Origin of the sequence: Actinophytocola sp., from assembly GCF_035634895.1 — a bacterium.
Taxonomy (GTDB): Bacteria; Actinomycetota; Actinomycetes; order Mycobacteriales; family Pseudonocardiaceae; genus Actinophytocola.
Genome location: NZ_DASQCC010000032.1, coordinates 1 through 26,214, shown reverse-complemented (window position 1 = coordinate 26,214; position 26,214 = coordinate 1). Strand labels below are relative to the sequence as shown.

Annotated in this window: 23 protein-coding genes; 17 read left to right on the top strand and 6 right to left on the bottom strand. The window is 69.9% G+C overall.

Going from position 1 to position 26,214, the window contains the following annotated elements:
• Positions 1-99: 99 nt before the first annotated feature.
• From VET29_RS05175 to VET29_RS05165, 3 genes are all read left to right on the top strand, one after another.
• Positions 100-1,932 (top strand): dynamin family protein, encoded by a 1,833-nt coding sequence (locus tag VET29_RS05175; RefSeq protein ID WP_324915322.1) that lies wholly within the window; start codon positions 100-102, stop codon positions 1,930-1,932.
• Complete coding sequence (locus VET29_RS05170; protein ID WP_324915319.1) at positions 1,929-3,362, top strand: GTPase; 1,434 nt, start codon at positions 1,929-1,931, stop codon at positions 3,360-3,362. The genes VET29_RS05175 and VET29_RS05170 overlap by 4 nt, the downstream gene beginning before the upstream one ends.
• A 64-nt stretch (positions 3,363-3,426) precedes the next feature.
• Complete coding sequence (locus VET29_RS05165; protein ID WP_324915315.1) at positions 3,427-3,648, top strand: DUF3618 domain-containing protein; 222 nt, start codon at positions 3,427-3,429, stop codon at positions 3,646-3,648.
• A 216-nt stretch (positions 3,649-3,864) separates the two neighbouring features.
• On the opposite strand, the gene VET29_RS05160 is transcribed toward VET29_RS05165, so the two are convergent.
• Both VET29_RS05160 and VET29_RS05155 read right to left on the bottom strand, forming a co-directional pair.
• Positions 3,865-4,512, bottom strand: coding sequence for a hypothetical protein (locus VET29_RS05160; protein ID WP_324915312.1), 648 nt, complete (start codon positions 4,510-4,512; stop codon positions 3,865-3,867).
• 93 nt (positions 4,513-4,605) lie between these two features.
• The gene (locus tag VET29_RS05155; protein ID WP_324915307.1) at positions 4,606-5,205 is read right to left on the bottom strand and encodes a TetR/AcrR family transcriptional regulator; all 600 of its coding nucleotides are present in this window, start codon (positions 5,203-5,205) and stop codon (positions 4,606-4,608) included.
• A 47-nt stretch (positions 5,206-5,252) separates the two neighbouring features.
• Here VET29_RS05155 and VET29_RS05150 point away from each other — a divergent pair, with 47 nt between their 5' ends.
• From VET29_RS05150 to VET29_RS05115, 8 genes are all read left to right on the top strand, one after another.
• Positions 5,253-6,707: an NAD(P)/FAD-dependent oxidoreductase gene (locus tag VET29_RS05150; RefSeq protein WP_324915304.1), complete on the top strand. Its 1,455-nt coding sequence runs from the start codon at positions 5,253-5,255 to the stop codon at positions 6,705-6,707.
• A gap of 344 nt (positions 6,708-7,051) precedes the next feature.
• Positions 7,052-8,287, top strand: coding sequence for an MFS transporter (locus VET29_RS05145; RefSeq protein WP_324915300.1), 1,236 nt, complete (start codon positions 7,052-7,054; stop codon positions 8,285-8,287).
• A gap of 563 nt (positions 8,288-8,850) precedes the next feature.
• Complete coding sequence (locus tag VET29_RS05140) at positions 8,851-10,038, top strand: GGDEF domain-containing protein (RefSeq protein ID WP_324915294.1); 1,188 nt, start codon at positions 8,851-8,853, stop codon at positions 10,036-10,038.
• A gap of 115 nt (positions 10,039-10,153) precedes the next feature.
• Positions 10,154-12,262, top strand: a complete 2,109-nt coding sequence (locus tag VET29_RS05135) for a phospholipase A2 (RefSeq protein ID WP_324915290.1) — start codon at positions 10,154-10,156, stop codon at positions 12,260-12,262.
• Positions 12,263-12,394: 132 nt separating this feature from the next.
• Entirely contained in the window at positions 12,395-14,188 is a 1,794-nt protein-coding gene (locus tag VET29_RS05130; protein WP_324915288.1) for an LCP family protein, read from the top strand.
• Positions 14,189-14,346: 158 nt separating this feature from the next.
• Positions 14,347-14,838: a helix-turn-helix transcriptional regulator gene (locus tag VET29_RS05125; protein WP_324915285.1), complete on the top strand. Its 492-nt coding sequence runs from the start codon at positions 14,347-14,349 to the stop codon at positions 14,836-14,838.
• 180 nt (positions 14,839-15,018) lie between these two features.
• Entirely contained in the window at positions 15,019-15,501 is a 483-nt protein-coding gene (locus VET29_RS05120) for a DinB family protein (RefSeq protein WP_324915283.1), read from the top strand.
• 57 nt (positions 15,502-15,558) lie between these two features.
• A complete protein-coding gene (locus VET29_RS05115; protein ID WP_324915281.1) occupies positions 15,559-15,804 on the top strand; it encodes a CsbD family protein in 246 nt (81 codons plus the stop codon).
• 482 nt (positions 15,805-16,286) lie between these two features.
• On the opposite strand, the gene VET29_RS05110 is transcribed toward VET29_RS05115, so the two are convergent.
• The gene (locus tag VET29_RS05110; RefSeq protein ID WP_324915279.1) at positions 16,287-17,489 is read right to left on the bottom strand and encodes a cysteine desulfurase-like protein; all 1,203 of its coding nucleotides are present in this window, start codon (positions 17,487-17,489) and stop codon (positions 16,287-16,289) included.
• Positions 17,490-17,630: 141 nt separating this feature from the next.
• Here VET29_RS05110 and VET29_RS05105 point away from each other — a divergent pair, with 141 nt between their 5' ends.
• A complete protein-coding gene (locus VET29_RS05105) occupies positions 17,631-18,626 on the top strand; it encodes an Ldh family oxidoreductase (RefSeq protein ID WP_324915275.1) in 996 nt (331 codons plus the stop codon).
• Positions 18,627-18,644: 18 nt separating this feature from the next.
• Here the strand turns inward: VET29_RS05105 and VET29_RS05100 are convergent, their stop codons facing one another.
• From VET29_RS05100 to VET29_RS05090, 3 genes are all read right to left on the bottom strand, one after another.
• Complete coding sequence (locus tag VET29_RS05100) at positions 18,645-19,799, bottom strand: endonuclease/exonuclease/phosphatase family protein (RefSeq protein ID WP_324915270.1); 1,155 nt, start codon at positions 19,797-19,799, stop codon at positions 18,645-18,647.
• 98 nt (positions 19,800-19,897) lie between these two features.
• Positions 19,898-20,473, bottom strand: coding sequence for a dihydrofolate reductase family protein (locus VET29_RS05095; RefSeq protein WP_324915266.1), 576 nt, complete (start codon positions 20,471-20,473; stop codon positions 19,898-19,900).
• A gap of 88 nt (positions 20,474-20,561) precedes the next feature.
• On the bottom strand, positions 20,562-21,677 hold the full coding sequence (locus tag VET29_RS05090) for an ROK family protein (RefSeq protein ID WP_324915262.1): 1,116 nt from the start codon (positions 21,675-21,677) through the stop codon (positions 20,562-20,564).
• A 133-nt stretch (positions 21,678-21,810) separates the two neighbouring features.
• On the opposite strand from VET29_RS05090, the gene VET29_RS05085 reads away from it, so the two are divergent.
• The 5 genes from VET29_RS05085 to VET29_RS05065 all read left to right on the top strand — a co-directional run.
• Complete coding sequence (locus VET29_RS05085; RefSeq protein ID WP_324915257.1) at positions 21,811-23,130, top strand: ABC transporter substrate-binding protein; 1,320 nt, start codon at positions 21,811-21,813, stop codon at positions 23,128-23,130.
• Positions 23,131-23,164: 34 nt separating this feature from the next.
• Positions 23,165-23,998, top strand: a complete 834-nt coding sequence (locus VET29_RS05080; RefSeq protein WP_324915254.1) for a sugar ABC transporter permease — start codon at positions 23,165-23,167, stop codon at positions 23,996-23,998.
• Positions 23,995-24,873: a carbohydrate ABC transporter permease gene (locus VET29_RS05075; protein ID WP_324915250.1), complete on the top strand. Its 879-nt coding sequence runs from the start codon at positions 23,995-23,997 to the stop codon at positions 24,871-24,873. Before VET29_RS05080 ends, VET29_RS05075 begins: the two co-directional genes overlap by 4 nt.
• On the top strand, positions 24,866-25,942 hold the full coding sequence (locus tag VET29_RS05070; RefSeq protein ID WP_324915247.1) for an ABC transporter ATP-binding protein: 1,077 nt from the start codon (positions 24,866-24,868) through the stop codon (positions 25,940-25,942). Before VET29_RS05075 ends, VET29_RS05070 begins: the two co-directional genes overlap by 8 nt.
• Positions 25,939-26,214 (top strand): MGH1-like glycoside hydrolase domain-containing protein (locus VET29_RS05065; protein ID WP_414636448.1); only part of this gene is annotated, 276 nt, incomplete at its 3' end. The genes VET29_RS05070 and VET29_RS05065, both read left to right, overlap by 4 nt.

Sequence of the window (26,214 nt, the reverse complement as noted above, 5' to 3'; positions counted from 1 at the left end):
CAGAATGAGGGGTTTGCCCCAACCCCGAGAAGCCGGGGCCCGCACCATCGCGGGCCCCGGCTCTTTCAGCCAGATGGGGGACACGGCACACTCTTCCGGGTGAGGACTCCGCCCTGGCTCACCGTTCTTGACGACACCATCGCGGCATGCATCACCCATCACCGGTCTGACCTGGCCGGACGGTTGGAGAAGCGGCGCTCGTTACTACTCGAGCCGAAGCTGCGGGTGCCGGTGATCGGTGAGCCGAACCAGGGCAAAAGCCAACTCGTCAACGCCCTCGTGAACGCCGAAGTGTGTGCCGTGGGTGATGATGTGACCACAATCACGCCGACGACTGTAACGCATGCCAAGACAGCCGCGGCCGCATTGGTCACGGACGTCTCGTCCGCCGGACGCCGTGCGATCGGACCGTCGAGCGAGGCGGCGAGGACCCCGGTGCCCGTTGAGGAGATCGCCCGGCGCGCGCTGGCGAGCCGGCACGCGGACGGTGGCGGCGAGGTGCACGCCGAGGTCGGCCTGCCCCGCGAGCTGCTCGCCGCCGGGCTCGTGCTGATCGACACGCCCGCGATCAACAGCACCGGCCCGCTGCGCACCGCCACCACGTTCGCCGCGCTCGCCAGCGCCGACGCGGTGCTCATGATCTCCGACGCCACGGGCGAGCTGTGCAGCTCCGAGCTCGAGCTGCTGAAGCAGGTCACCTCGCTGTGCCCGGTCGTGACGGTCGTGCTCACGAAGATCGACATCGTGCCGCGCTGGCGGGTCGTCGCCGAGCGCAACCGGGCCCGGCTCGCCGCCGCCGGCCTGCGGGTCAAGGTCGTCCCGGTCTCCGCGACCGTGCGCCTGGCCGCCGCGCGGACGGGTGACAAGCAGCTCAACGAGGAGTCCGGTTTCGGCGAGCTCGTGCGGACGCTGTCACAGGACGTGCTCGGCAACAGCGACGCCATCCACCGCGCGACGACCGCCGTCATGACCGCGCAGGTGACCAAGCAGCTGATGGAGCCGCTGACCGAGGCGCTGACCGAGATCCGCACCAGCGAGCAGGGCCGCGCGCAGGTGGTGTACCGCGCCGCCCAGCACCGGCTCGACGAGCTGCGCAGGCGCACGACCCGCTGGCAGACGATGCTGGCCGACGAGGTCGCGGACCTGATCTCCGACGTCGAGTACGACCTGCGCGACCGCACCCGCAAGATCGTCCGCGCCGCCGACGAGTTCTTCGACGCCGCCGATCCGGGCAAGACCTGGGACGACTTCGCGGAGTGGCTGCGGGAGGCGCTCGTCGAGACGGCCGACGTCAATTTCGCGTGGCTCGTCGAGCGGTTCCAGTGGGTGGCCGAGAAGATCGCCAGGCAGGTCGCCCTCGAGGAGGCCATCCCGGAGGAGCTGGCCACCGACGGCCTGCTGGACCACATCGGTGACCTGGAGCCGCCGCGCGTGGAGAAGTTCACCGTGGGCCAGCAGCTGTTCATCGGCCTGCGCGGGTCCTACGGTGGTCTGCTCATGTTCGGCCTCGCCACGACGATCGCCGGACTGCCGCTGATCAACCCGATCTCGCTGGGCGCTGGCGCCGCGTTCGGCGCGAAGAGCATCTGGGACGAGCGGTCGGGCCGGCTCAAGCGGCGGCAGGCCCTGGCGAAGCAGGCCGCGCAGCGCCACGTCGACGACTTCTTCCTGTCCTACGGCAAGGCCAGCAAGGACACCGCGCGCCAGGTGCAGCGCAAGCTCCGCGACCACTTCCAGTCGGTCGTCGAGCGGCTGCAGGAGGGCATCGCCGAGCAGGCGACCGCGGCCAAGCGCGCGGCCGAGGCGGAGATCGCCGAGCGGCGCAGGCGCAGCCAGGAGATCACCACCGAGGTGGAGCGGCTCGCCGGGCTGCACAAGCGGATCCAGGCACTGGTGGGCCAGTCCCCGGCACGTAAGGAACTGACGGCGTGAGCCTCGCGGACCGGGCGCACGGCATGTTGCGGGACGCGATCGAGGTGTACCGGGACAGCCCGCGCGCCACACACTGGCTGCGCCGCCACGTCGACCGGCTCGCCGAGCCCCTGCGGGTGGCGGTCGCCGGGCAGCCGCAGGTGGGCAAGTCGACGCTGGTGAACTCGCTGGTCGGCGAGGAGGTCGCGCCGCTGTCGGTCGAGGAGGGCAGCCAGGTCCTGGCGTGGTACCGGGGCGGGGTGAACCCGAGGGCCCAGGTGTTCCCGACGCAGGCGCCGCCGCGGGACGTGCCGGCCGCGCGGATGGGCGGCCGGTTGCACATCGACCTGGAAGGGTGGCGGTCGGACCGGATCGACCGGGTGGTCGTCGACTGGCCGTCGCGCACGCTGCGTGGCCTGACCCTGATCGACACCCCGGGCGTCGACCCGTCCGACGCCGGCACCAGGATCTCGCTGGACGCCGACGCCGTGCTGTACCTGATGCGCCAGCTGCACTCCACCGACGTGGGCTTCCTCCAGTCGCTCCAGGACCACCCCATCGCGCGCGAGACGCCGGTGAACTCGCTCGTCGTGCTGTCCCGGGCCGACGAGGTGGGTGGCGGCCGGATCGACGCGCTGACGTCGGCCAAGCGGCTCGCGCGGCGGTACCGCAAGGACGTCGCGTTGTCGGGGGTCTCGCAGACCGCGATCGCCGTGTCCGGTCTGCTGGCGCACGCCGGCCGGACGCTGACGCCGGAGGAGCTGTCGTCGCTGCAGGTGCTGGCCACGGCCGCGCGCCGGGAGCTGGAGATCGCGCTGGTGTCCGCGGACCGGTTCGTCGGCGAGGGCGTGCCGCTGCGGCTGGACGCGCGTACCCGTACCGCGCTGCTGGACCGCTTCGGCATGTTCGGCATCCGCCTGGTGACGACGCTGATCAGGCAGGGCTTCACCACGGTGGAGTCGCTGTCGGAGGAGCTGGTCGGCCGCAGCGGGTTGCACGAGCTGCGGGAGACGATGCGGCAGTGCTTCACCGACCGGCACGACGTGCTGAAGGCGCGGTCGGCGCTGCTCGCGCTGGAGGTCGTCCTGCGGATGGAGCCGCGACCGGCGGCGCGGCGGCTGGTCACGGAGCTGGAGGCGCTGGTGGTGAGCGCCCACGACTTCCGCGAGCTACGTCTGCTGGCCGCCATGGACGGCGGCCGCACGGCGCTGCCCGACCCGCTGGCCGACGAGGCCCGCCGCCTGGTCGGCGGCGTCGGCACGGCAATGCCCGCCCGGCTGGGCTTCACCCGTGAGGCGTCCGGCCACGAGCTGCACGGCGCGGTGTCGGACGCCCTGCGGCGCTGGCAGGAGCAGGCCGAGAACCACGCGCTGGGCGCCGGGCAGCGGCGCGCGGCGCGAGTCGTGGTCCGCAGCTGCGAGGGCATGGTGGCGGAACTGGCCAGGTACTGAGTCCGCTAGGTTGGCCACCTCAGACTTCGTACGTTCGTCAGTTTCGTTCTTCGAGGAGGACCCCGTGGCGCGCGACCCCGACACCATCCAGCGGGAGATCGAACAGGCGCGGGACGCGCTGGCGTCCACGCTGGACCAGCTGGGCACCAAGGCAAACCCGAAAAAGCTCGTGGACGAGGCCAAGACAGGCGCCGCAAACACCCTGTCCTCCCCAAAGGTCAAGTACCCCCTAATGGCCTTCGGCGCCCTGATAGTCCTAGTCCTCCTCCGCAAACTCTTCCGCTAACACCCGCGAGTCCCGCGTTCAGACACACCGAGTTCCGCGTTCACGCACACCGAGTTGCGGTTTCGTGCAGGCTGGCTGGACACGCACGAGGACGCGACTCGCCTTGCTGAAACGCAACTCGCCATGTCTGAGTGCGGGACTCGCTATGTGTGAGCGCGGGACTCGCGGTGTAAGCAGACCCCCATGTCTGAACGCGGGACTCGCGATGTTTGGGGGTCAGGTGCTGGAGTGGGCCGTTTCCTCGGCGGGGGCCGGCTGGGTGGTCGGTGACTCCGCGCGTGGCGTCGGGGTTGGCTTGGTCGCCGCCTCTGGGCCGGCCTTTGTGGAGGTCGCCGGGTGTGGGGCATCGTCCTCGGCGTTTGGGCCCGGCTCGGCGGGTGTCTCTGCGGCTTCGGCGGTCTTGGTGGCTTCGCCAAGGTCGTCGGCTGGCTTGTCGGCTTCGGCAAGCGCGTCGGCCGGCTCGTCGGCTTGACCGGGCGCGTCGGCTTCGGCTGGTGCCTTGGCTCGGGTGTGCTCGTCGCCTTTGCCGGGCTCGGTCGGCTCGTCGGCTTCGGTGGAGCCCTTCGGTGCGTCCGGGTTCGGTTGGTCCTCGTTGGTCTCCTCGGCGGCCGGGGGATCCTCGGTTCTTGCCAGGCGGGCCGTGAGGTAGGCGGTCGTGAACTCGACCGCGTCGCCGTTGAGCATGTGGACCACTGTCTTGCGGCCCGACTCCTCGGGGGTCAGCTGCGTCACCAACTGGTCGGCCATGTCGCGCGCCGCGATCAGGCCCGGGGCCCGTCCCGTCAGAGTCCGCCCCCGGCCCTGCACCGCGACCGTCCACTCGTCGCCGTCCAGGGTGTAATGCGCTTCGATCGGGTCAGCCATCTTCTTGTCTCCCGCCCTCTGTTGGCCTTCCCGCCCCCCGGTGGGAAAACCCCGTTCCGCTGACCATAATCGATCGGCGGTAACCGTGCGTGGTTAATCCGGACGCAGGCCGAACCAGACCATCCGCATCACCAGCTCGGCCGCCGCGGCGGCCGAGACGTCATCGCGCTGGACGTACCACAGCGACAGCCGCTCGCATGCGCCGACGACCATCTCCGCATACGCCTCCCGCTCATTGTGCGCCAGATCCTGCAGGAACGACGCGAACAGCCTGGTGTTCACCGCGGTCTGCTGCTGGCGAACGGCCTCGATCTCGGCCACCGCACCCGGCCCGGCGACCGCCGCCTCGGCCTGCAGAAGCTTCCACGACCGCCGGTGGGAGTCGGTGAACTCGAAGAACGCGGTGAGTCCGCGCCGCATCGCCTCCTCCGCCGACGTCACACCTTCGACTGATTTCAATGTCACGTTGAGTAGTTCCGCACGTGCCGACCGGATGCACGCGACGAACAGGCCCTCCTTGGAGCCGAAGTACTCGTAGATCATCGGTTTGGAGACGCCGACCTGTCCGGCCACGTCGTCCATCGACGTCGCGAGGAACCCGCGGTCGGCGAAGATCTCCTCGGCCACCTCGACCATCTGCCGCTCGCGCTCGGCACGCGGCATCCGCCTGCGGCGTTCTCTGGTAGGCCCCACGACACGACTCTACCGGAAGTAACCTACTCACAGTAAGGTAGGCCGGCATGGAGCTGCACACCGTCGTGATCGGCACCGGCTTCGCCGGCCTCGGCATGGCCATCCAGCTGAGACGGGACGGCCGGGAGGACTTCGTCGTGCTCGAGAAGGCCCACGACGTGGGCGGCACCTGGCGCGACAACACCTACCCGGGCTGCGCGTGCGACATCCAGTCGCACATGTACTCGTACAGCTTCGCGCTGAACCCGGCGTGGACCAGGTCGTTCTCGCCGCAGCGGGAGATCTGGGACTACCTGCGCGGGATCACCGAGCGGTACCGCCTGCGGGACCACATCCGCTTCGGCGTCGAGGTCACCGGCGCCCGCTGGGACGCCGCCGAGCGCCGCTGGCACGTCGACACGAGTGACGGTGAGTACGTCGCGCGCTTCCTCGTCGCCGGCATCGGCGCGCTGCACATCCCCAACGTCCCGAGGCTGCCCGGCATCGAGGGCTTCGCGGGCGAGTCGTTCCACTCCGCGCGGTGGAACCACGACTACGACCTCACCGGCAAGCGCGTCGCCGTCGTCGGCACCGGCGCCAGCGCGGTCCAGTTCGTCCCCCGCATCGCGCCGGACGTCGCGAAGCTGACCGTCTTCCAGCGCACGCCGCCGTGGATCATGCCCAAACCGGACCACGCGATGCCACGGTGGACGAGGACCCTGTTCCGCACGGTGCCCGGCGCGCAGCGGCTGTACCGCCACCTCATCTACTGGCTGCTCGAGGTGCGCGCGCTGGGCTTCAACGGCCACCCGGCGCTCATGAAGCTGGCCCAGCGGGTGCCCCGGGCCCATCTGGAGCGGCAGGTGAGCGACCCGGAGTTACGCCGCAAGCTCACCCCGGACTACCTCATGGGCTGCAAGCGCGTGCTGATCGCGAACGACTACTACCCGGCGCTGACCAGGGACAACGTCGAGGTCAACACGTCCGGGGTACAAGCGGTCACCGAGCACGGGGTCGTCGACGGGAACGGCGTCGAGCACGAGGTCGACGTGATCATCTACGGCACCGGCTTCCACGTCACCGACGCGTTCGACTACCTGGACATCACCGGCATCGGCGGCCGCGACCTGGCGAAGGAGTGGCGCGAGGAGGGCATACAGACCCACCTCGGCATCACCGTCGCCGGCTACCCCAACCTCTTCTTCCTGCTCGGACCCAACACCGGACTCGGCCACAACTCGGTCGTGTTCATGATCGAGTCACAGATCAGGTACGTGTCGCAGGCCATGACACTCGCCGACGAGTCCGGTGTCGCGGCGCTCGACACCAGACCGAGCGCGCAGGCCGAGTTCCAGTCGGACATCCAGCGCAGGCTGGCCGGCGGCGTGTGGACGCAGGGTGGCTGCACGAGCTGGTACCTGGACGCCCGGGGCGTCAACCGCACCATCTGGCCCGGCTTCACATGGCGCTACTGGCTGCGCACCCGCAGGCTCGATCCGGCCGCGTTCGACCTCGTTGCGTGACGGGGCGTAGGCATTAGGGGCACAGACGGGAAATAAACCACCCGTTTGGCCACACTACCCCTCTCACCTGCTTAAACTGGCTCGGAAAGCGCCACGAGTGGCTGATATCTGGCATCTGGGAACAGCGTGGGACCAATCTCCCGGGCCGATGATTCGCCACGAGCCCGGTACTCTGAGCGACGTGGTGATGACCCAAGAGCATCAACCACGAGGGCGAAGAGGGTAGTTGACCGGGCACCGCGAGGGTCGAGATTCGCCTTGCGGACGGCGGATGGCGGGGCAGCGTGATTCGTCGCTGACCTGGGCAGGTCTGCCACATACGAAGGTCGACACGGGGGTTGACATTGAGCCGAGGAACGCCCGGGTTCGCCGCCGCGCTGGCGGTGACCGAGTTCCGCGCACTCTGGTTCGCCGAGACACAGTCCGTGTTCGGGGACCAGCTCGCCAAGGTCGCGCTGACCATCCTCGTCTACGAAAGAACCGGCTCGCCGCTGCTCGCCGCACTGATGTACGCGTTGACCTTCCTGTCCGCGCTCATCGGTGGCCTCGGCCTGTCCCAGCTCGCCGACCGCTTCCCGCGCCGCAGGCTGATGATCGTGAGCGCCCTCGGTCAGGCCGTGCTGGTCGGCCTGATGGCCGTCCCGGGCATGCCGGTCGCGGTGCTGTGCGCGCTCGTGCTCGCCGTCGGTCTGCTCCAGTCACCCTCGGCCGCCGCGCAGAACGCGCTGACCCGCGAGATCTTCACCGACGACGAGGTGTACCTGCGCAGCCAGGACCTGCGCGGCATCAGCACCAACACGATCATGCTGGTCGGCCTGGCCTGCGGCGGCATGCTGGTGGTCGGGGTCGGCGCGAGCTGGGCGCTGGCCCTCAACGCGGTGACGTTCCTGATCAGCGCGTTCCTGATCGCCCGGTTCGTCAAGGAACGGCAGATCGCCGGCAGCAAGGAGGACGGCTGGTTCGGGGCCGCCAGATGGGTGTTCGGGCGCAGCCGCATGCGTGTGCTGCTCACCCTCTCGTGGCTCGTCGGCCTGGTCGTCATCCCGGAGGGCCTGGTCGCGCCACTGGCCGAGGAACTCGGGGAGTCGGACGCGGCGGTCGGCTGGTTGCTCGCCGCCGACCCACTCGGCTTCGTGCTCGGCGTGTACCTGCTGTCACGCTTCGTGGCCGCGCAACACCGCGTTCGGGTGATGGGCCTGCTCGCCGCTGGCGCGTCCGCGACCCTCATCGGGTTCGTCCTCCACCCGAACCTCGTCCTCGCGCTGGTGCTGCTCGCGATAGCGGGAATGTTCGGGGCATATCAGATCACCGTCAGTGCGACGTTCAATTCACTCGTGCCCAACGACATTCGCGGAGGAGCGTTCGGCATCATTCGAACGGGCCTTCGAGTATCACAGGGAATCGGCGTGGCAATTGGCGGAGCGGTAGCACAGGGTATTGGCTCGGCTACCAATACGATTGTTTGGGCAGGCGTTGCCGGCGTCGTGATCGCGGTGCCGGCCGCGGTGGCATGGGCCCGGCTCAACCGCGCCGAGCCGGAGACCGCCGGTCTCACGCGACTGAACTCACTGCCGTCCTGAGAGTTGCGCAAAGTGTTACGTAAGCACGTCACGCCTGGTGAACGCCGCCTGCGCGGGTCACAGATCGCGGTCCATCATCGCGGTTCACCTCCTGGCGGGGGAGACCAGAGCTGAACTGGCCGTACGTGGCATGAGATTGTGAAAGTAGCGTCACAGGTCGCGATCCGACATCAAACTCACCTCCCGTGGAGACGGGGTAGGTACCGAATGGCTTCACCGGGCGACAAACCGCCGAACGCGCAGTGGTGGCATGCTAGCGGTTCACACTGTTCGTTCGTTTTCGGCTGGCTCGGCTCACACTTGCGTGTGAAACCGATGGAGGACGTTTACCCATGAGTTTCACCGCTCACGGTGGGTCCGGGCAAGCGTCGCCTGCCGGAGAAAGCCAGGACGCCGGTACGGGACACGCTGGGGACGCGCCGACCGGTCGGACACAGGCCCGAGCTCCTGCATCACCCATAAGTGTGAACGCTCAGCGTGAACCAGAACAGCGGCGGCCCCTTTTCGTAGTACATCCAAGACTTTGGGCGTTCTGGCAGCAGCGGCCGCGGCTGATCGCGTACATGCTGGTCTGCGACCTGCTGGCGATCGGGTTCATCGTCCTCGCGACGGTCACCGCCCCCGGCCCGGTCCGCGGCGACTGGTTCCGCTTCGCGACGATCGCCATCTGTGCGACGGTCCACCTGCAGCTGTCACGCCGGCAGGAGGAACGCCGGCGCAGCAGGAAGCCCACCGTGCAGATCGACCTCGTGGGCATCTGGTCCTTCGCCGGCGTCGTCGTGCTGCCGATCCAGCTGGCGCTGCTCGCGATCGTCCTGTCGAGAACGCAGCGCTGGTTCGTCGCCCGCCGGCCCCTGTACCGGTTCATCTTCTCGACGTCGAGCGTGCTCCTGGCGGCGGTGGCGGCACATGAGACGGTGCAGAGTTTCGGTGCCAACGACTGGTCGCGGCTCGATGTCCCGCAGTCGTTCACCGCTTTCGGGGTCCTCTTTCTGGGTGGCCTCGTCTACTTTGCGTCACAGGCCGTGGTGATCGGCGCCGGCGCGATCCTTCTGTCGACCACGCGGCCGACGATGCGGGCGGTGCTGGGGACCAGAGAGGACAACGAGCTGGAGGTCGTGACCATCGCCCTCGGGACGGTGGCCGCCATCCTGCTCGTGAACGTCCCGGCCGCGCTGGTGATCATGGTGGCGGTCGGTGTCATCGCCAACCGGATAGCCGAGGTCCGGCAGCTCCAGGAGGACGTCCGCACCGACCCGAAGACCGGCCTGCTGAACATGCGCGGCTGGCGCGAGGTCGCGGAGCGTGAGATGAACCGGGCCAACCGCGACGCCCAGCACTGCGCGCTGCTGATGGTGGACCTGGACCACTTCAAGAGCATCAACGACACGTGGGGTCACCCGGCCGGTGACGACGTGCTGGAGTACGTGGCCCACGCGTTGCGCAGCGCCACCCGCCCCAGCGACGTGATCGGGCGTTTCGGCGGCGAGGAGTTCGTCCTGCTGCTGCCGGACGCGGACACCAAGGAGGCCGAGGCCGCGGGCGAGCGCATCCGACAGACGATCTCGGAACTGCACGTCCCGACCACGGACAAACGCGGCGGCCCGGTCGCGATCTCCGAACGCACGACCTCCATCGGCGTCGCCGTGTACCCGGTGCACGCGGACGCGCTGGACGCCCTCCTGCAGGCCGCCGACGCCGCGGTCTACGAGGCCAAGGAAGGCGGCCGCAACCAGGTCCGCATGGCTTAGGACCCGGGGACCAGCCCGCGCACACACCGGCCGACCTGGTCAACCCCGGGTATGACGGCAAAGATCAGGGTTGAGCCTGATGGCCGAGGTGACCTTGACGAGTAGCCTTCGGGCCATGGGGAAACCAGGAGGGTTGCCCCGGTTCAGCGCTCTGGTGGGGATCGTGTTGGCGGCGGCGGGGTTCGCGGTCATCGCGTCCCGGCCCGATCCGCCGCAGACCCGGCCGCCGACGGGGGACGTCGCCAAGGCGGAACGGGCCATCGAGGACCTGCTCGACCCGAGGTCCGGCCGGGATCCGATAGCGGATCTGCCGGCGGACTTCACGAAGGTCAGCGGGCGCGAACCGGTGCACATGAAGGCACCGGACGGCACGACGAGAGCCGTCCATCCTGGCGGGGGATGCTCGTCACCGTGGGGGGCGACGCGCTGGGACTACAGCGTGGGCTGCAAGGCCCACGACCTGGGCTACGACCTGCTCAGATACGCGGCGGCCAGGGGTCAGCCGCTGTCGCCGGAGCTGCGTGAGCGGCTCGACGACCGCCTGTCCAAGGACATGCACGCCCAGTGCCACTACAACCCGCGTGACTCCGCGGGTGCCTGCGAGGCGGTGGCCGACATCTACACCGCGGGCCTGGTCGTCAACTCGTGGCACCAGCGCTGGGGGCCGCCACGCAACGAGCCGGTCGGGCCGTGGTCGGTCGCCATGGTCGTGATCATGGTCCTCGTCGTGGCGCGGGCGCCCGGGATGGCGCGGAAGGTGCCGCGCGGGACCCGCATCTCGGCGCCGAAACCGGTGCTCACCGAGACCGAGCAGGCACAGGCGCACAGCATGAGCTACCTGCGCATCCTCAGCCTGACCGGCATCGTGCTCGGCGAGTCGCTCCTGGCCTTCGCCATGCGCGACGACATGGAGCCGGCCTGGACCTGGCCGTTCACCTGGCTGCTGCAGCTGGTCCCGCTGTTCTTCCTGGCCGGCGGCCACTCCAACCTGCTGGCCTGGCGCGCCATGGAGGGCCATTACGTCACGTTCCTCGCGAGCCGCGTCGGCTGGCTGATCCGGCCGGTGTTCGCGTTCGTCGTCGCGTGGCTGGTCGTTCCGCTGTCCCTGGAGTTACTCCAGGCGCCGGCGAGTGCCGGCGCCGCGTTCAGCCGCCTCATCGTCCAACCGCTGTGGCTGCTCGGCCTGTACCTGCTGGTCGTGGCCCTCACACCGGTCATGCACCGGCTGCACCGGACGCTGCCGCTGGTCACCCCGCTGGTGCTGACCGCGGCCGTCATCGGGCTCAGCTTCGCGGGCGGCTCCATCTCCGCGCACGCCGGCGGGGTCCTGGTGGCGCTGCTGTTCGCCCAACTGGCCTTCCACTACGCGGACGGCACGTTCTGGCGTGTCCCGCGGGGTGTGCTGATCGGTACGGCCGTGGTCGCGTTCGCCGGGCTCGTGGTGCTCACCACGCTCGGCGCGCAGCCGAAGCTGCAGCTCGCGGAGCCGAGCGGGTACGCGGCGTTCGCGCCGTCGCTGGCCGGTGTGCTGCTCATCGGCATCGTGCAGACCGCGCTGGTGGCGCTGCCCCGCGAACGCGGCCTGTCCATGCTGGTGACGAGCGCGCCCGCCAGGGTGGTCGCCGTGGTCCGGGCCGCGCCGATGACCGTCTACCTGGTCTACCTGTGCGCGATGCTGGTCATCGAGGGCCTGCTCAGCGTGGCCGGCGGCATCGGCTGGTTCGCCGAGCCACGCACGATCTTCGCGGTCGGGCTGGTCGCGCTGCCGACGCTGCTCGCGTTCCTGTGGTTCGAGCGACGCCCGCCCGCGCCGCCCGAACCGGGGTTCGACCCGCTGCCACGCCGGCACTGGGCCGACACGCTGGCCGCGATCCTCGGCGTCGCGTACGGCGGCCTCGGCGTGGTGGGCTTCGCGGTGGCCGGTCTGTCCGGTTGGACCGACTCGGCGAACGTGCTGGGCCTGCCCGTCGACCCCATGGCGAACCTGATCCACCTGCTGCTCGGCTGGTACCTGGTGCACTGCGTCCACCTGCACACGAGCTCGCGGCCGGGGCCGTGGGTGGTCACGGCCATCGCGTGTGTCGCGCCGATGCTCACGACGGTGAGCGGGGTCGGCACGGTTGTACACAGCGTGACGATGATCGTGGCGCTGGGCGTCGCCGTGGCGTGCACACCCGCCCTGACCCGCACCGCTACGCCACGACCCGTCCCCGCGAGTCGGTGAGAGAGGAAAGATATACGCGCCGGTACCATTACGCTCCGCAACGTGTGCGACGCTACGGACAACCAGCACGGGTTCAGCCGCGTCTAAGTTCTCGGGTGGGTTTCGTCCGCGGGAGCAGCGGGAGGAGTCGGGGTGAGCTATCGGTCGCCGAGGTCGGACGGGCCTGCGGCGGGACGCGGGCGGCCGCAGCCGTCGCGTTCCGGTGGGCGCGTGCCCCCGCCACCGGCCAATGCCGGTCGCGTCGTCGGCGGGCGTTCCGGCGCCGGCCAGGATCGCAACCGCGCTGACCGTCCTGACCGCGCCGACCGCGCCAGGGACGGCTACGGCCGGCCGGTCGACCGTGCCGCCGAGCGATCCGGCCCACGCGAGCGGCCGCCGTCCCGGACGTCCGACGCACGCTGGCAGCCGCATCCCAGGACACCGCCACCGCCGCGCCGCGCGACCGGCCGCGGCCTGGTCGGCGCCAAGGTCGGGGTCGCGGTGCTCTCGGCACTGGTGCTGATCGCCACCGGTTACTACGCGAACCGGCTCAACAACTTCGAGGACGGCCTGACCACCGCGGACGTCATCGAGGCGCCCCCGGTCGAGAAACCGGCCGACGGCGCGATCGACATCCTGATGGTCGGCATGGACAGCCGCACCGACGCGCAGGGGCACCCGTTGTCCAAGGACCAGCTCGCCATGCTGAGCGCGGGTGTCTCCGACGGTGAGCTGAACACCGACACGCTGATCATGATCCGGATCCCGAACGACGGCGGTCCCGCGGTCGGCGTGTCCATCCCGCGTGACTCCTACGTCCAGATCGCCGGCGACTACGGCAAACACAAGATCAACTCGGCGTACGTCCGGGCCAAGAACGACGCGATGAACCGGCTGAAGTCGCAGGGCGCCAACAACGACGCGGAGCTGCAGGTCAAGTCCAACCAGGACGGGGCGAAGAACCTGATCGCGACCATCCAGGACCTGACCGGCGCCCAGATCGACCACTACGCCGAGGTCAACCTGCTCGGCTTCTACGACATCACGAACGCGATCGGCGGCATCGACGTCTGCCTGAACAAGGCGGTCAAGGACCGGTACTCCGGCGCGAACTTCCCGGCCGGCCCGCAGACCATCGCCGGCGTGCAGGCGCTGCAGTTCGTGCGGCAGCGGCACGGGCTGCCCAACGGCGACCTGGACCGCATCGTGCGGCAGCAGACGTTCATGTCCGGGATGGCCAAGAAGGTGCTCTCCGGGGGCATGCTGGCGCCGGGGTCGGACACGTTCGACAAGCTGCAGGGCGCGATCCAGAAGTCGGTCGTGCTGGACAAGAACTGGAACGTCCTGCAGTTCGCCCAGCAGATGATCGGCATCACGGGCGGCAAGGTCGAGTTCAAGACGATCCCGACCGGCACGATCGACCTGCAGACCAGGAGCGACGGCTCGGCGGTCGAGGTCGACCCGACCGCGGTCCGCGAGTTCGTCACCGGCCTGCTGGGCACCAAGACCAAGACCAAGACGAGCACGTCGCCGCCGGCGGGCGGGGTCGACGACCCTTCGGCGAACGCGAAGATCACGGTGAACGTGCGCAACACGACGAACCGGGGTGGTCTCGCCGGCAGCGTCGCCAAGGCACTCACCAACCAGGGCTTCGTCCAGGGCGTCGTCGGCAACGCGAGCGCCGTGGAGTCCACTGTGGTGCGATACGCGTCCGGCGAGCAGGCCAGCGGCGACCGGGTCGCCAAGGCGTTGGGCGGCAACGTGCTGGTCGAGAAGGACGCGAACCTGCCGGCCGGGACGGTGTCCGTCCTGCTCGGCGACGACTACAGCGGTCCGGGCGGGTCCGGTTCGGACAGTGGCGAGCGGTTGGCGGGCAAGCCGATGCTGAGCCTGGACGGCCCACGGCTCGCGCAGGGGCAGCCCGCGCAGCCGGGGTGTGTCAACTGAAATAGGAGCGGGCTTGCCGTTGCTGCCCTTTTGTTCACCCGAACGGGCTACTTGCGAAAGCAAAGTTCGAAAATCCGCGTAATCGCACGGCACTTCGTCGCTTCCTCATATGTCGGCATCCCAGGCGGGGAGCGGATGCCACGAGGAGAGGGGCGATCGTGCTGCTGGACACAGCTACCTACCAGCGGGTACTCGGCGACGAGCTGCGCCGCCTGCGCAAGCAGCGCGGCTGGACGAGGCGTGACCTGAACCGCCGGTTGCAGAGCGACATCTCCCTCCAGACGCTGGCCACCTACGAGCTGGGGACGAGACAGTGTTCGGTGGTGCGGCTCGTGGAGCTGTGCCTGGCGCTCGGGGAGGTGCCACACGAGCTGATGGCCCGCGTGCACCAGCGCGTGTTCAGCGACTCGCCCGTGGGTCGCATCCGGATAGACCTGCGCAAGGTCGTGCGGGACATCCGGCCGGAGCTGGGGCCGCTTCGGCGCTGGGCCAAGGGAAAGCTGGCGGAGAGCAACGGCTCCCAGCACCCGCCGGAGGTGAGCCTGGACATCGCCGCCCTGGAGCGAATGGCGGAACTGTGTGGTTTGGAGACGGTCGAGCTGATCGGCCGCCTGCAGAAGATCGCCAGCGTGGCGGAACCGGCGGAGTGACTTCTCCCCGCGCACCCGCTTCGGCGTGAGGTTGCCCAGCGGCTGGAAGTTGTTGAGACACAAGCATTGTGACCGTGCTTGCGCTCACTGCTCCCGGTCTTTGTCGCATGGATGGGACTTTCGTTCGACTATTCCTCGCCTAAAGAGGAAATCGTCGGACCCTCCCGATAATCTGTCGGCATGACTCCTCCTGAAGACACTGTGGCCACGGCGGACGAGCGGCCGATGCTGGAGAAATGGCTCGACGTCCAGCGCGACGCGATCGTGAAGAAGATCGACGGACTGTCCGAGGTGGACATCCGGCGCCGGCTGGTGCCCTCGCTCACCACCGTCGGCGGCGTGGTGAGGCATCTGCGCTGGGTCGAGACCGGTTGGTTCGACCAGTTACTCGGCGCGCGCTCCGGGACCAACCGGCGTGCGCACGACACGGACTGGGAGTTCACCGTCCAACCCGACGACACCGGTGCCACGCTCATCGCCGACTACCGGGATGCCTGTGCTCGGTCACGTTCGGTCGCCGCCGAGTTGTCGCTCGACGACGCCGTGCCGCATCGCGGCATGGGGATGGTCTCGGTTCGGTGGGTCTTCATCCACCTGATCGAGGAGACCGCGCGCCATGCCGGCCACCTGGACATCCTGCGCGAACAATTGGAGGTTTCCTGACCGGTTGACCGGGTAGCCGTGCGGCAGACCGAACTTCGACCACGGGAGGAGTCAGTGATGTCGGACAAGGACAGAAGCGGCCCGGCCGAGGGCGCCAAGGGCGTCGTCGAGGACGTCAAGGGACGGTTCAAGGAAGCGCTCGGCGCGGTGACCGGGAACGACTCCAAGGTCCGCGAAGGCCAGGCGCAGCAGGACAAGGCCGCCGCGCAGCGTGAGGTCGCGGAGAAGGAAGCCGCGGCGGAGCGGGCTCGTACCGAAGCTGATGTCCATGAGGCGCGTGAACGGTCCCACCAGGACCGTTGATTCCTGATCCGATCGGCTTTCTCTTTCTCCTGCCCTTGCGGTGCTCTCCGGCTCCGGGCCGGGGTGGGCGGCCGGGCGGCGAGTGGACTGGCGAGGCTTGGCATGGTGGCTGGGTCGGGTTGGCTGGCTTGATCGAGTACGGCCTTCTCGGTCTGCCGGCTGGCTTCTCGGTCTGCCGGTTGGGTCGAGTCGGGTCCCTCTGGCATGGCTGGTGGGTCGGCTGGCTTGATCGAGCCGAGTCCCTATGGTTCGGCTGGCGATCCACTTGGTGCCTCGGTTCCGAGCCGCCCCTGTGATGGGCCAAGCGCGAACGCTGCGTGAAGGGCCCGGCGGGCTGCTCGCCTGACAGGCTTGCCGGTCGGATCTGGGATTGTGCGTGTCATACCTGCGGCGCCGGTGACCAGAGGTCCCGGCGCCGCGGACTGTCCGCATCGGGCCTTCGACGTTCGGCACAGCGGCCTTTGCCCAGGACCGCCACGTTTCTAACCCGAGATGTCCGCGACTGCCTCCAGCAGGCGGTCCACATCGGACTTTTCGGTGTACGGGGCGATTCCGGCGCGTACCGCGCCGGTCTCCTCGATGCCCAGGACCCGTGCGCATTCGTAGGCGTAGAACGTTCCCGCCGGGGCGTTCACGCCTCGGTCGGCCAGGCGTTGGTACACCTCTGCCGGTGGCACACCGGCCACTGTGAACAGGGTCGTCGGCGTTCGGTGGCGGTTGGGGTCGCCGTAGCGGGTGGTCCGTGGCAGTTGGGCCAGGCCGTCGTCCAGGTGGGCCAGGAGTTCCGACTCATGTTGTTCCAGTGCCTCCAGTGACGCGGCCAGTCGCTCCCGGCGTGTGCCCGTGCCGGGGACGAGGTCCGCCAGGAAGTCGATCGCCGCCGTGGTGCCTGCCATCGACTCGTAGGGGAGGGTGCCGTACTCGAAGCGTTCCGGGACCACGTCCGCCGACGGCAGTAGCTTGTCCGGGCGCAGTTCCTCCAGCAGCGCCGGCGCCGCCGCCAGCATCCCCAGGTGCGGCCCGAGGAACTTGTACGGCGAGCATGCGTAGAAGTCCGCCCCCAGCGCCGCCATGTCGACGAACGCGTGCGGGGTGAAGTGGACGCCGTCCACGTAGACCAGCGCCCCCGCCTCGTGTGCGGTCGCCGCCACCGTCGGCACGTCCGGGCGGCTGCCCAGCAGGTTCGACGCCGCCGTCAGCGCCACGAGGCGGGTCCTCGGCGACAGGGCCCGCGCCACGTCGTCCGCGGTCAGTACGCCGGTGGCCGGGTCGAACGTCGCCCAGCGCACCGTCGCGCCGGCCGCCTCCGCCGCCTGTACCCATGGGCGCACGTTCGCGTCGTGGTCCAGACGGGTCACCACCACCTCGTCGCCGGGGCCCCACGTCTTGGCCAGCGTTCGGGCGAAGTCATAGGTCAGCTGCGTCATGCTGCGCCCGAACACGATGCCCTGAGGGTCGCCGCCGACCAGGTCCGCGCCGGCGGCCCGTGCCGCGTCGACGATCTGGGTGGCGCGGCGTTCGGCCGCGGTCATCACGCCCTTGTTCGCGACCGCTGACGTCAGCACGTCCGCGACCGCGCGTGCCACCTGCGTCGGCGACTGTGAGCCGCCCGGGCCGTCGAAGTGCGCCGCGCCCTCCAGGAGTGCGGGGAAGTGCGCACGCACCGCGGTCACGTCGTAGCTCATCCAGAACCTCCGGCCAGCCGTTGACACCCTTGCCACCTACATTAGGGCGACCACGGCCACTGCGGTCCGTCGAGCCTCGGCGCGAGTGCCGCGCTCGTGCCATCATGGGTGCGGGTTGCCGGCACACCGGGGCGGAGCGCGATGCCACTCATCTCTGCTGACGAACTGCTCGCGCTCGGCATCGAGATCCTCGAGGCCGCCGGCACCCCCAGCGCCGCGGCGCGGACGGTGGCCGGTTCCCTCGTGCGGACCAACCTCGTCGGCCACGACTCGCACGGGGTGCTGCGGCTGCCCAGGTACGTCGCCGAGATCCACAAAGGACGAATAGACCCGCGCGCGGAGCCGACGGCCGAGCAGACCCGTCCCGGCGCCGTCGTGGTGCACGGGCGGCGGGCGTTCGGGCAGCTGTCCGCCGGCCGTGCCGTGCGGGAGCTCGTTGCCCTGCACGGTGTCGGGGTCGCGGTCGTCCGGGGGTGCAACCACATCGGCCGGGTCGGCGAGTACGTCGCCGAGCTGGCCGAGCACGACCTCGTCGGCATCGCGTTCGGCAACACCACCACGTCCGTCGCCCCCTACGGCGGCCGCGAGCGGCGGCTCGGCACCAACCCGCTCGCCTGGGCCGTCCCGCGGGAACGCGGCAAGCCGCCGATCGTCATGGACTGGGCCACGTCCGTCGTCGCGGAGGGCAAGCTGGCCGTCGCCAGGGATCGCGGGCTACCCGTCGCGGAGGGGCTCGTGCGGGACGCGGACGGCCGGATGTCCACCGACCCCAACGACTTCTACGCCGGTGGCATGCTCCTCCCGTTCGCCGACCACAAGGGGTACGGCCTGTCCGTGCTCATCGAGCTGGTCGCCGGCCTGCTCACCGGCGCCGGCATCGCCAGCATGCCCGACTACGCGGGCGACTTCGGCACCGTGCTCATGTCGTTCCCCATCGACACCTTCCAGCCGGTGGAGGAGTTCCGCACGAGAACCGAGGAGTTCTGCCGGCGCCTCGCCGAGACCCCGCTCGCACCGGGCCACACCGAGGTCCTGGTGCCCGGCGAGCCGGAGGAACGCACCAGGGCCGAACGCGAGCGTGCCGGCATCCCGATCACCGACACGATCCTCGGCGAGCTGAAAAGCCTTGTCCGGTAGGAACGGACATCACATCGGCTAGAGATCGAAGTCCACGACGATGGCCGCGTGGTCCGAGGCCTGCTGGTCGTGGTTCGCGATCTCCGGGTAGGTCTCCCAGTCGGTGGGCCGTGTCTGCCTGGTGCCCCACAGGCCCTTCCGGAACAGGTGGCCCGACGTGAACCTGGGGCGCAACGACTTCGAGACGAACACGTAGTCCAGCCGGTTCCGGATGCCGCACGAGTCGAACGAACCCGGCTTCGGTCCCGGGTCGAAGCCGTCCAGCTCGTAGCACGACACGAGTGGGCCGGCCGGGTCGAACAGTGGCTTCAGGTTCGTGGCCGGTCTGGTCAGCGACGGTTGGCCCTCGTTGAGGTCGCCCAGCACGATCACGTTCCTGCCCTCGGCCACCAGTTCGTCGGCGATGGCGCGGACCGCGCGGGCCTGGCGCCGGCGTTTCGTCGCACCCCCGCCCGACTGTGACTTGAAGTGGTTCACCAGCACGTGCACCACCTCGCCGGACGGCGTGCGGATCTCGTACTGGGCGCAGTCCCGCGAGAACACCTGCCCGGACCGGTCCTTCAGGTCCACATTGGACTTCATGGACCGGATGTCGAAGCCCTTCTTCGTCATGATGCCGACGTCGATGCCGCGCTCGTCGTTGCCGTCCACCAGCATCACGTGCTCGTACCGGTCGGCGAGCAGCTCGTGGTTCAGCCGGACCAGGGACGGGCGGTCCTCCACCTCGATCATCGCGATAACGTCGGCGTTCACGTCGGTGATCACGCGGGCGGTGTTGCGGGTGCCGGCCTCGTCGACGGCCTCCTTGGCCAGCTCCACCCAGCCGATCCAGTCGCCGCGGCCGGTCGCGATGATCTCCACGTCCTTCGCAGGGTCCCGTGGCTCGCGGTCGAAGCTGCCGCGGTTCTTGCGGAACCAGGCCCATCGTGGCGTCGAGGTCTGCTTGCGCCGCACGGCACCCCGCTCGTTGACCGTGTAGATCTCCAGTCGCACCAACAGCTCCCGCATGCGCTCGCGGTCGGCGTCGGTGTACCGCGGCGCGGCGACGAGGCCGTTGAACTCGTGGTACGCCGCCAGCACCGGCTCGCCGGCCGCCGGATCGGTCGGGTCGAACGCCTTCGGCCGCGCGAACAGGTTCTCGACGTTGTAGGACGCCACCCGCATTTTCGCCATACCCACCAAGTCGAGGCGGCGCCGCCCGCGATACCGCTCCGGCCTCTCCGGGCGGCGGTCCCCGCCCGAAGAGGAGGCCGAACGTGCGGGCCGGGGAGCTAACGCACCACGTCGAAGCGGAGGTGGGTCGCGGCGGGAGTGGCGACCACGCGCCTGCGCCTGAGGGTGACCGGGCCGCCGAGGTGGTCGAACAGCCGCGTGCCGCCGCCGAGCAGCACCGGCACGACGTGGACCTGGATCTCGTCGAGCAGCCCGAGGTTCAACGCCTGCTGTGCCGTGGTCGCCCCGTGCAGGCCGACGTCCTTGTCCCCGGCGGCGGCCCTGGCCTGCCTGATCGCGCTCTCGACACCGTCGGTGACGAAGGTGAACACGGACGGGTACCGCCTGGTCGGCGCGTGGTGCGTGACGACGAAGACCGGCGTGTCGCCGACCGGACCGCCGTCGCCCCAGCCGCCGTCGCCCTCGTTCTTCTCGAACGACCTGCGGCCCATGACGAGCGCACCGCAGTGCGCGACCGCCTCGTCGAGGATGGCGGCGTCCTCGTCGGTGCTGTCCTTGAAGATCCAGTCGTGCAGGCCCTCCGCGCCCGTGCCGAACGGGTTCTCACGGCTGTCGTCGGGCCCGGTGACGAACCCGTCGAGGGACATGGACATGTCGGAGATGACGCGGGTCATGGTGTCGCTCCCTGTTCAGGCGGCTCTTGCCAACGCGTCGAGCGAACACGGTGTGACTCGACAACGCGCGCCGGAAAACTCGCGGGGGTCAGGCACGCATGGCCAGTCGGTCGATGGCCGCCGGGTCGAAGACCGCCTCCGCGGCCAGGCCGGCCATGCCGACCAGCGGGGCCTGTTCGCCCAGGACGGCCGGGCCCACGTCCAGGCCGCGGGCCGCCACCTCGTGGGCCTGTTCGGTCAGGGTCTCCGCCAGCCCCGCGCGGAACGGGGCCAGCGCGCCGATCTCGCCGCCCACCCGGACCATGTGCGGGTTGAGGATCGTCACGACGGTCGCCAGGACCGTGCCGACCAGGCGGCCGGCGTCCGTCGCCATGGCCACCGCGTGCGGCGCCCCCGACTCGACGCGGCGGATCACGTCCGGCAGGGACCGGACGCCGTCCCCGCGCAGCTGGCGGATCAGTGCCTTCCCGCTGGCCAGGGCCGCCACGCACCCGCCCCGCCCGCACGTGCACCGCTCGTCGTGGTTCTCGATGCGGATGTGGCCGATCTCGCCTGCGCAGCCCGTCGCGCCCCGGTGCGGCCGGCCGCCGATCACCACTCCGGCGCCGATGCCGGTGCCGACGGCCACGCCCAGCACGGTCGACTGCCAGTTGCCCGCCGCCAGGTACTCGCCGTACGCCAGGGCGTTCGCGTCGTTCTCCAGCAGGACCTCGACGCCGAGGCCGTCGGCCAGCGCGTCCCGGAGCGGCTGCTCACGCCACGCTGTCATGGTCGCCGGCATGATCGAGATGCCGGTCGCCTGGTCGATCTGCCCCGGCACCGCCAGCCCGACCGCGGCGAGGTCACCGGTGCGTCCGGTCGCGGACAGCTGCTTGCGTGCCGTGTCGACGAGCCACGGTTGCACGTCCGCCGGCGTGTGGCCCAGCGGCAGCCGCTCGGTGTGGTCGACCAGCACCTTCCCGGCCAGGTCCGCGATCCCCACCGACACGTGGCTCGCGCCCAGCCAGGCCACGACGGCGACGCGGCTCGTCCGGTCCGCCTCCAGCAGCTCCGCGCGCCGCCCACCTCGCGACGCGTCGTGTCCGGCCGTGCGCACCATGCGTAGTCGTTGCAGCGTGTCCAGCCGCTCGACGAGCGTGGCCCGCGACAGCCCGAGCAGCGCCTGCAGCTGCTGACGGGTCAGCGGGCCCGCGTCGCGTAACACGGCGACAACATTTCCGGGGGACGCTGCGCCACCGGTCGATAAAGCTCTGTTGACGTCGCCCATGGCTCCAGCCTAAATTGGTATGCGCCACTTCTGTCTAACAATTAGACATAAGTCTTTACGGAGGTGCACGGTGGCACCGGTTTCACGGCGGTCCGTCCTGCGCGGGCTGCTGGCGACATCGGTCGGCGGCGCCGCGCTGAGCGGCTGTGGAGCACTGACCGGGTTCGCCACGACCGGCGGGTCGGGGATGACATTCTTCTCGACCCAGTTCACGCCCGTCGAGGAGGCCGAGCGGTTCCGCGGCCTCCTGAAGGCCGAGGTCGACGGGGAGGTCAGCTACGTGACCACCGACCCCGGCCCGTTCGCCACGCAGATCCGCACCCAGGTCGACGCCGGCTCGGTCCGCACGTCGCTGCTGGGCGGCCTGCACGGCGACCTCGCGCCGCTCGCCGACGGCTACCTGACCGACCTTACCGACCTGCTCGACGGCCTCGGTGACCTCGGCTGGCCCGCCGAGTTCCTCGACCTGGCCCGCGTCGGCACCGGCCGGACCTGGTACGTGCCGTGGGCGCAGGCCAGCTACGTCATCTGCGCGCGCAAGGAGACACTCGAGCACCTGCCGTCCGGCGCGGACGTGAACGCGCTGACCTACGACCAGTTCCTCGACTGGGTCACCGCCGCCCGCCGCGCCAACGGCGGCAAGCCCGTGCTCGCGCTGCCCGCGGGGCCGAAGGGCCTGCTGCACCGGTTCACGCAGGGCTTCCTGCTGCCGTCGTTCACCGGCGGGCAGATCACGACGTACCGGTCGCGGGACGCGGTCGAGGCCTGGCGGTACTTCCGCGAGCTGTGGCGCAACGCCGTGCCGACCTCGACCACGTACGACTTCGTGCAGGAGCCCCTCGCCGCGGGCGAGGCCACGATCGGCTGGTACCACGTCGCCCGGCTGATCAACGCCCCGCGGGACGAGCCGGACGAGTGGGTCATGGCGCCGTCGCCGCGTGGGCCCAAGGGGCTCGGGTACATGGTCGTGCTGACCGGCATGGCGGTGCCCAGGGGCGCGCCGGAGGAGGACGTGGCACAACAGGTGATCGCGGCGCTGTCGCGGCCGGCCGCGCAGGTGGAGCTGTTGCGGGCCAACGCGTTCTTCCCGACCGTGCGGGTGGACCTGCCCGGTGACCTGACGCCGGCGATCAGGCTGGAGGCCGACGCCGTCCAGCGGCAGCGGACCGCGCCGGACGCGCTCGTGGCGCTGCCGCCGGTCGGGGTCGGCACCCGCGAGGGCGAGGTGAGCAAGGTCTTCAAGGACACGTTCCAGTCGATCGTGCTGGGCGACGCGGACATCCGGTCCACTTTGGACTCTCAGGCCAGGGTCATGAACCAGCTGCTCGGCGAGCTGAAGGTGTCCTGCTGGCCGCCGGACCCGGCCGGCTCACCCTGTGTGGTGGCGTGATGAGCGGAGCTTGCGGAGCGGGCGAGGGGGCGTCATGAGGAGCCGCATCCCCTGGTTACTGCTCGCGCCGTCGATCGTGTTCATGCTGCTGCTGTTCGGGTGGCCGCTGGTGCAGGGGGTCCTGGCCGCGTTCCGGTCCGGCGACTCGTTCACCGTGGACAACTGGACGCGCATGTGGGGCGACGCCTACTTCGGGCGGGCGTTGCGGAACACGTTGCTGCTCACGGTGGTCGTCGTACCGGTCCAGTTCGTGCTGGCCATCGGCATGGCGTTGCTGTTGCAGTCCCGGCCGAAGCTCGCCGGCGTGCACTTCTACCTGTGGACGATCCCGCTCGCGATGTCCGAGCTGGCCGCGGGCCTCGTGTGGCTGTCGATCTTCTCGAACCGCGGGTACCTCAACTCGTTCCTGTCCTGGCTGGGGATCGCGCCGGACGGGATCGGCTGGCTCGACTACGACAACCCCGCCGGGATGCTGTTCGCGGTCGTCGTCGCCGAGGTGTGGCGGGCCACGTCGCTCGTGTTCGTGATCGTGGTGGCCGGCCTGCAGATGGTGCCGAAGGACTTCGACGAGGCCGCGCAGGTGTTCGGGGCGACGGCGTGGCAGCGGCTGTGGCACGTGACGCTGCCGGCGATCAGGCCGAGCCTCCAGGTCGCGTTGATCCTGCGCACGATCCTCGCGATCCAGGTCTTCGCGGTCGCGCAGGCCCTGACGGGCAGGAACTTCCCGCTGCTTGTCGGTGAGACCTACCAGTGGTACGTGAACCTGCAGAACGCGGCGGTGGCGAGCGCGCTGGCGCTGGTGGTGCTGGCGATCTCGCTGGCCGTGTCGATCGTGTACCTGCGGACACTGCGGAGGGAGCGGGCATGACGGCCACCAGACCCGTGTCCGCTCCCGCCGCGGACAGGGTGCTCCCGCCGGTCGACCTGGAGCCGTTGCGGCGCAGGCGGATCCGGCGCGCGCTGGTCCAGCTCGCCTGCGTGCTCGTGTCGCTTCTCATGGTGGTGCCGATCGTGCTGGTCGCGTTCGCCGCACTGTCCACATCGGACGAGCTGGCCGAGTTCCCGAAGTCGTTCGTCCCGTCGGACTGGACGCTCGACACCGTCCGCGGCTTCGTGACCAGCACCGGCGTGCTGCCGGCCTTCGGCAACTCCGTGCTGACCGGTCTCTACACGGTCGTCCTGTCGCTCGCGATCGGCGCGCCGGCCGGCTACGCGCTGGCCCGGCACGCCTTCCGGGGCCGGGACGCCTACCAGGTCTTCATGCTGATGGTGCGGGCACTGCCGATCGTCGTGCTGTCCGTGCCGCTGGCCACGATCTTCCTGCGGGCCGGCGCGTACGACACGGTCGCGGCCGTCACGCTCGTGCACACCGCGCTCGCGATGCCGACCACCGTGCTGATCACGGCGAGCATCTTCGTCGCCGTGCCGGCGGAGCTGGAGGAGGCCGCGCGCGTGTTCGGCTGCACGCGGGCGGAGACCTTCCGCCGGGTCGTCCTGCCACTCGCCGTGCCGGGGCTGGCCGCGGCGGCGGTGTTCACGTTCGTGCTGTCCTGGAACGAGGTGCTCGGCGCCGGCGTGCTGACCATCGGGCACCGCACGCTACCGGCGCAGGTGCTGGTGGCGCTGGCCGACTCGCCGCAGTCCTACCGTTTCGCCGGCGGGCTCGCGCTCGTGCTGCCCGCGCTGCTGTTCATCCTCCTGATGCGCCGTTACCTGTTGAGCATGTGGGGTTCGCGTGGCTGACGTCGAGTTGCGTTCACTGGTCAAGACCTACCCGGGCGGGAGCACCCGGGCCACCGACGACGTCTCACTGTCCATAGCAGACGGTGAGTTCATGGTGCTGCTCGGCCCGTCCGGCTGCGGCAAGACCACGTTGCTGCGGGCCGTGGCCGGGCTGGAGCTGCCCGACGAGGGCCAGGTCGTGATCGGCGGCCGGGACGTGACGTACCTGGAACCGCGGCACCGCAACCTGTCCATGGTGTTCCAGTCCTACGCGGTGTTCCCGCACAAGCGGGTCCGCGACAACATCGGCTTCGGGCTGAAGGTCCGCGGTGTGCCGGCCGGCGAGATCCGCCGCAAGGTCGAGTGGGCGGCGGAGATGCTGGAGCTGACCGACTACCTGGACCGGTACCCGGCCAAGCTGTCGGGCGGCCAGCGGCAGCGGGTGGCGGTCGCGCGGGCGATCGTGGTGGAGTCGGACGTCCTGCTGATGGACGAGCCACTGTCCAACCTGGACGCGCTGCTGCGGCTGTCGTTCCGCGCCGACCTCAAGAAGCTCGTGGGCGAGCTGGGTTTGACCACGATCTACGTGACGCACGACCAGGTCGAGGCGCTCTCGCTCGGTGACCGCGTCGCGGTGATGAAGGACGGCCGGGTGACACAGTGCGCGCACCCGACGGACGTGTACGACAACCCGGCGACCGAGTTCGTCGGCGGGTTCCTCGGCAGCCCGCCGATGAACTTCCTGTCCGGCACGGTGTCCGAGAACGGCCACGGTCTCGCGCTGGAGCTCGGTGACCAGTGGGTGCCCGTGCCGGCCGAGCTGTCGACCTACCGCGACCGCAGGCTGGACCTCGGCGTGCGGGCGGAGTCGCTCGAGGTTGTCGGCCCCGGCGAGGGGCTGGCCTGCACGGTCGAGGTGTACGAGCCGCTCGGTTCCTCGGTGCTGCTCACCACCGTCCTGAGTGGACAGCGGGTGAAGGTGTCCGCGCCACCTGGCTTCCGGGCCGCGCCGGGCGACGAGCTCCGCGTGGCCCCCACCCAGACCCGTTGGTACGACCCCGAAACACAACTGCTGCTGGAGGTCAGGTGAGAACCAGCTTGGGCCCCGTGCAGCTGGCGGCGAGCGCGGCGTGGACCCTGTCGGGCAACGACATCGGCACGATGATCACGGCCGCGCCGCGGCTGTACCCACACATGTGGAGCTGGGACACGGCGTTCATCTCCATCGGCCTCGCGCACCTCTCGGCGGAGCGGGCCGCGCAGGAGCTCCGGACACTGCTGTCCGCGCAGTGGCGCAACGGGATGATCCCGCACATCGTGTTCTCCGAGGGCGCCGGCTACTTCCCCGGGCCGGAGCGATGG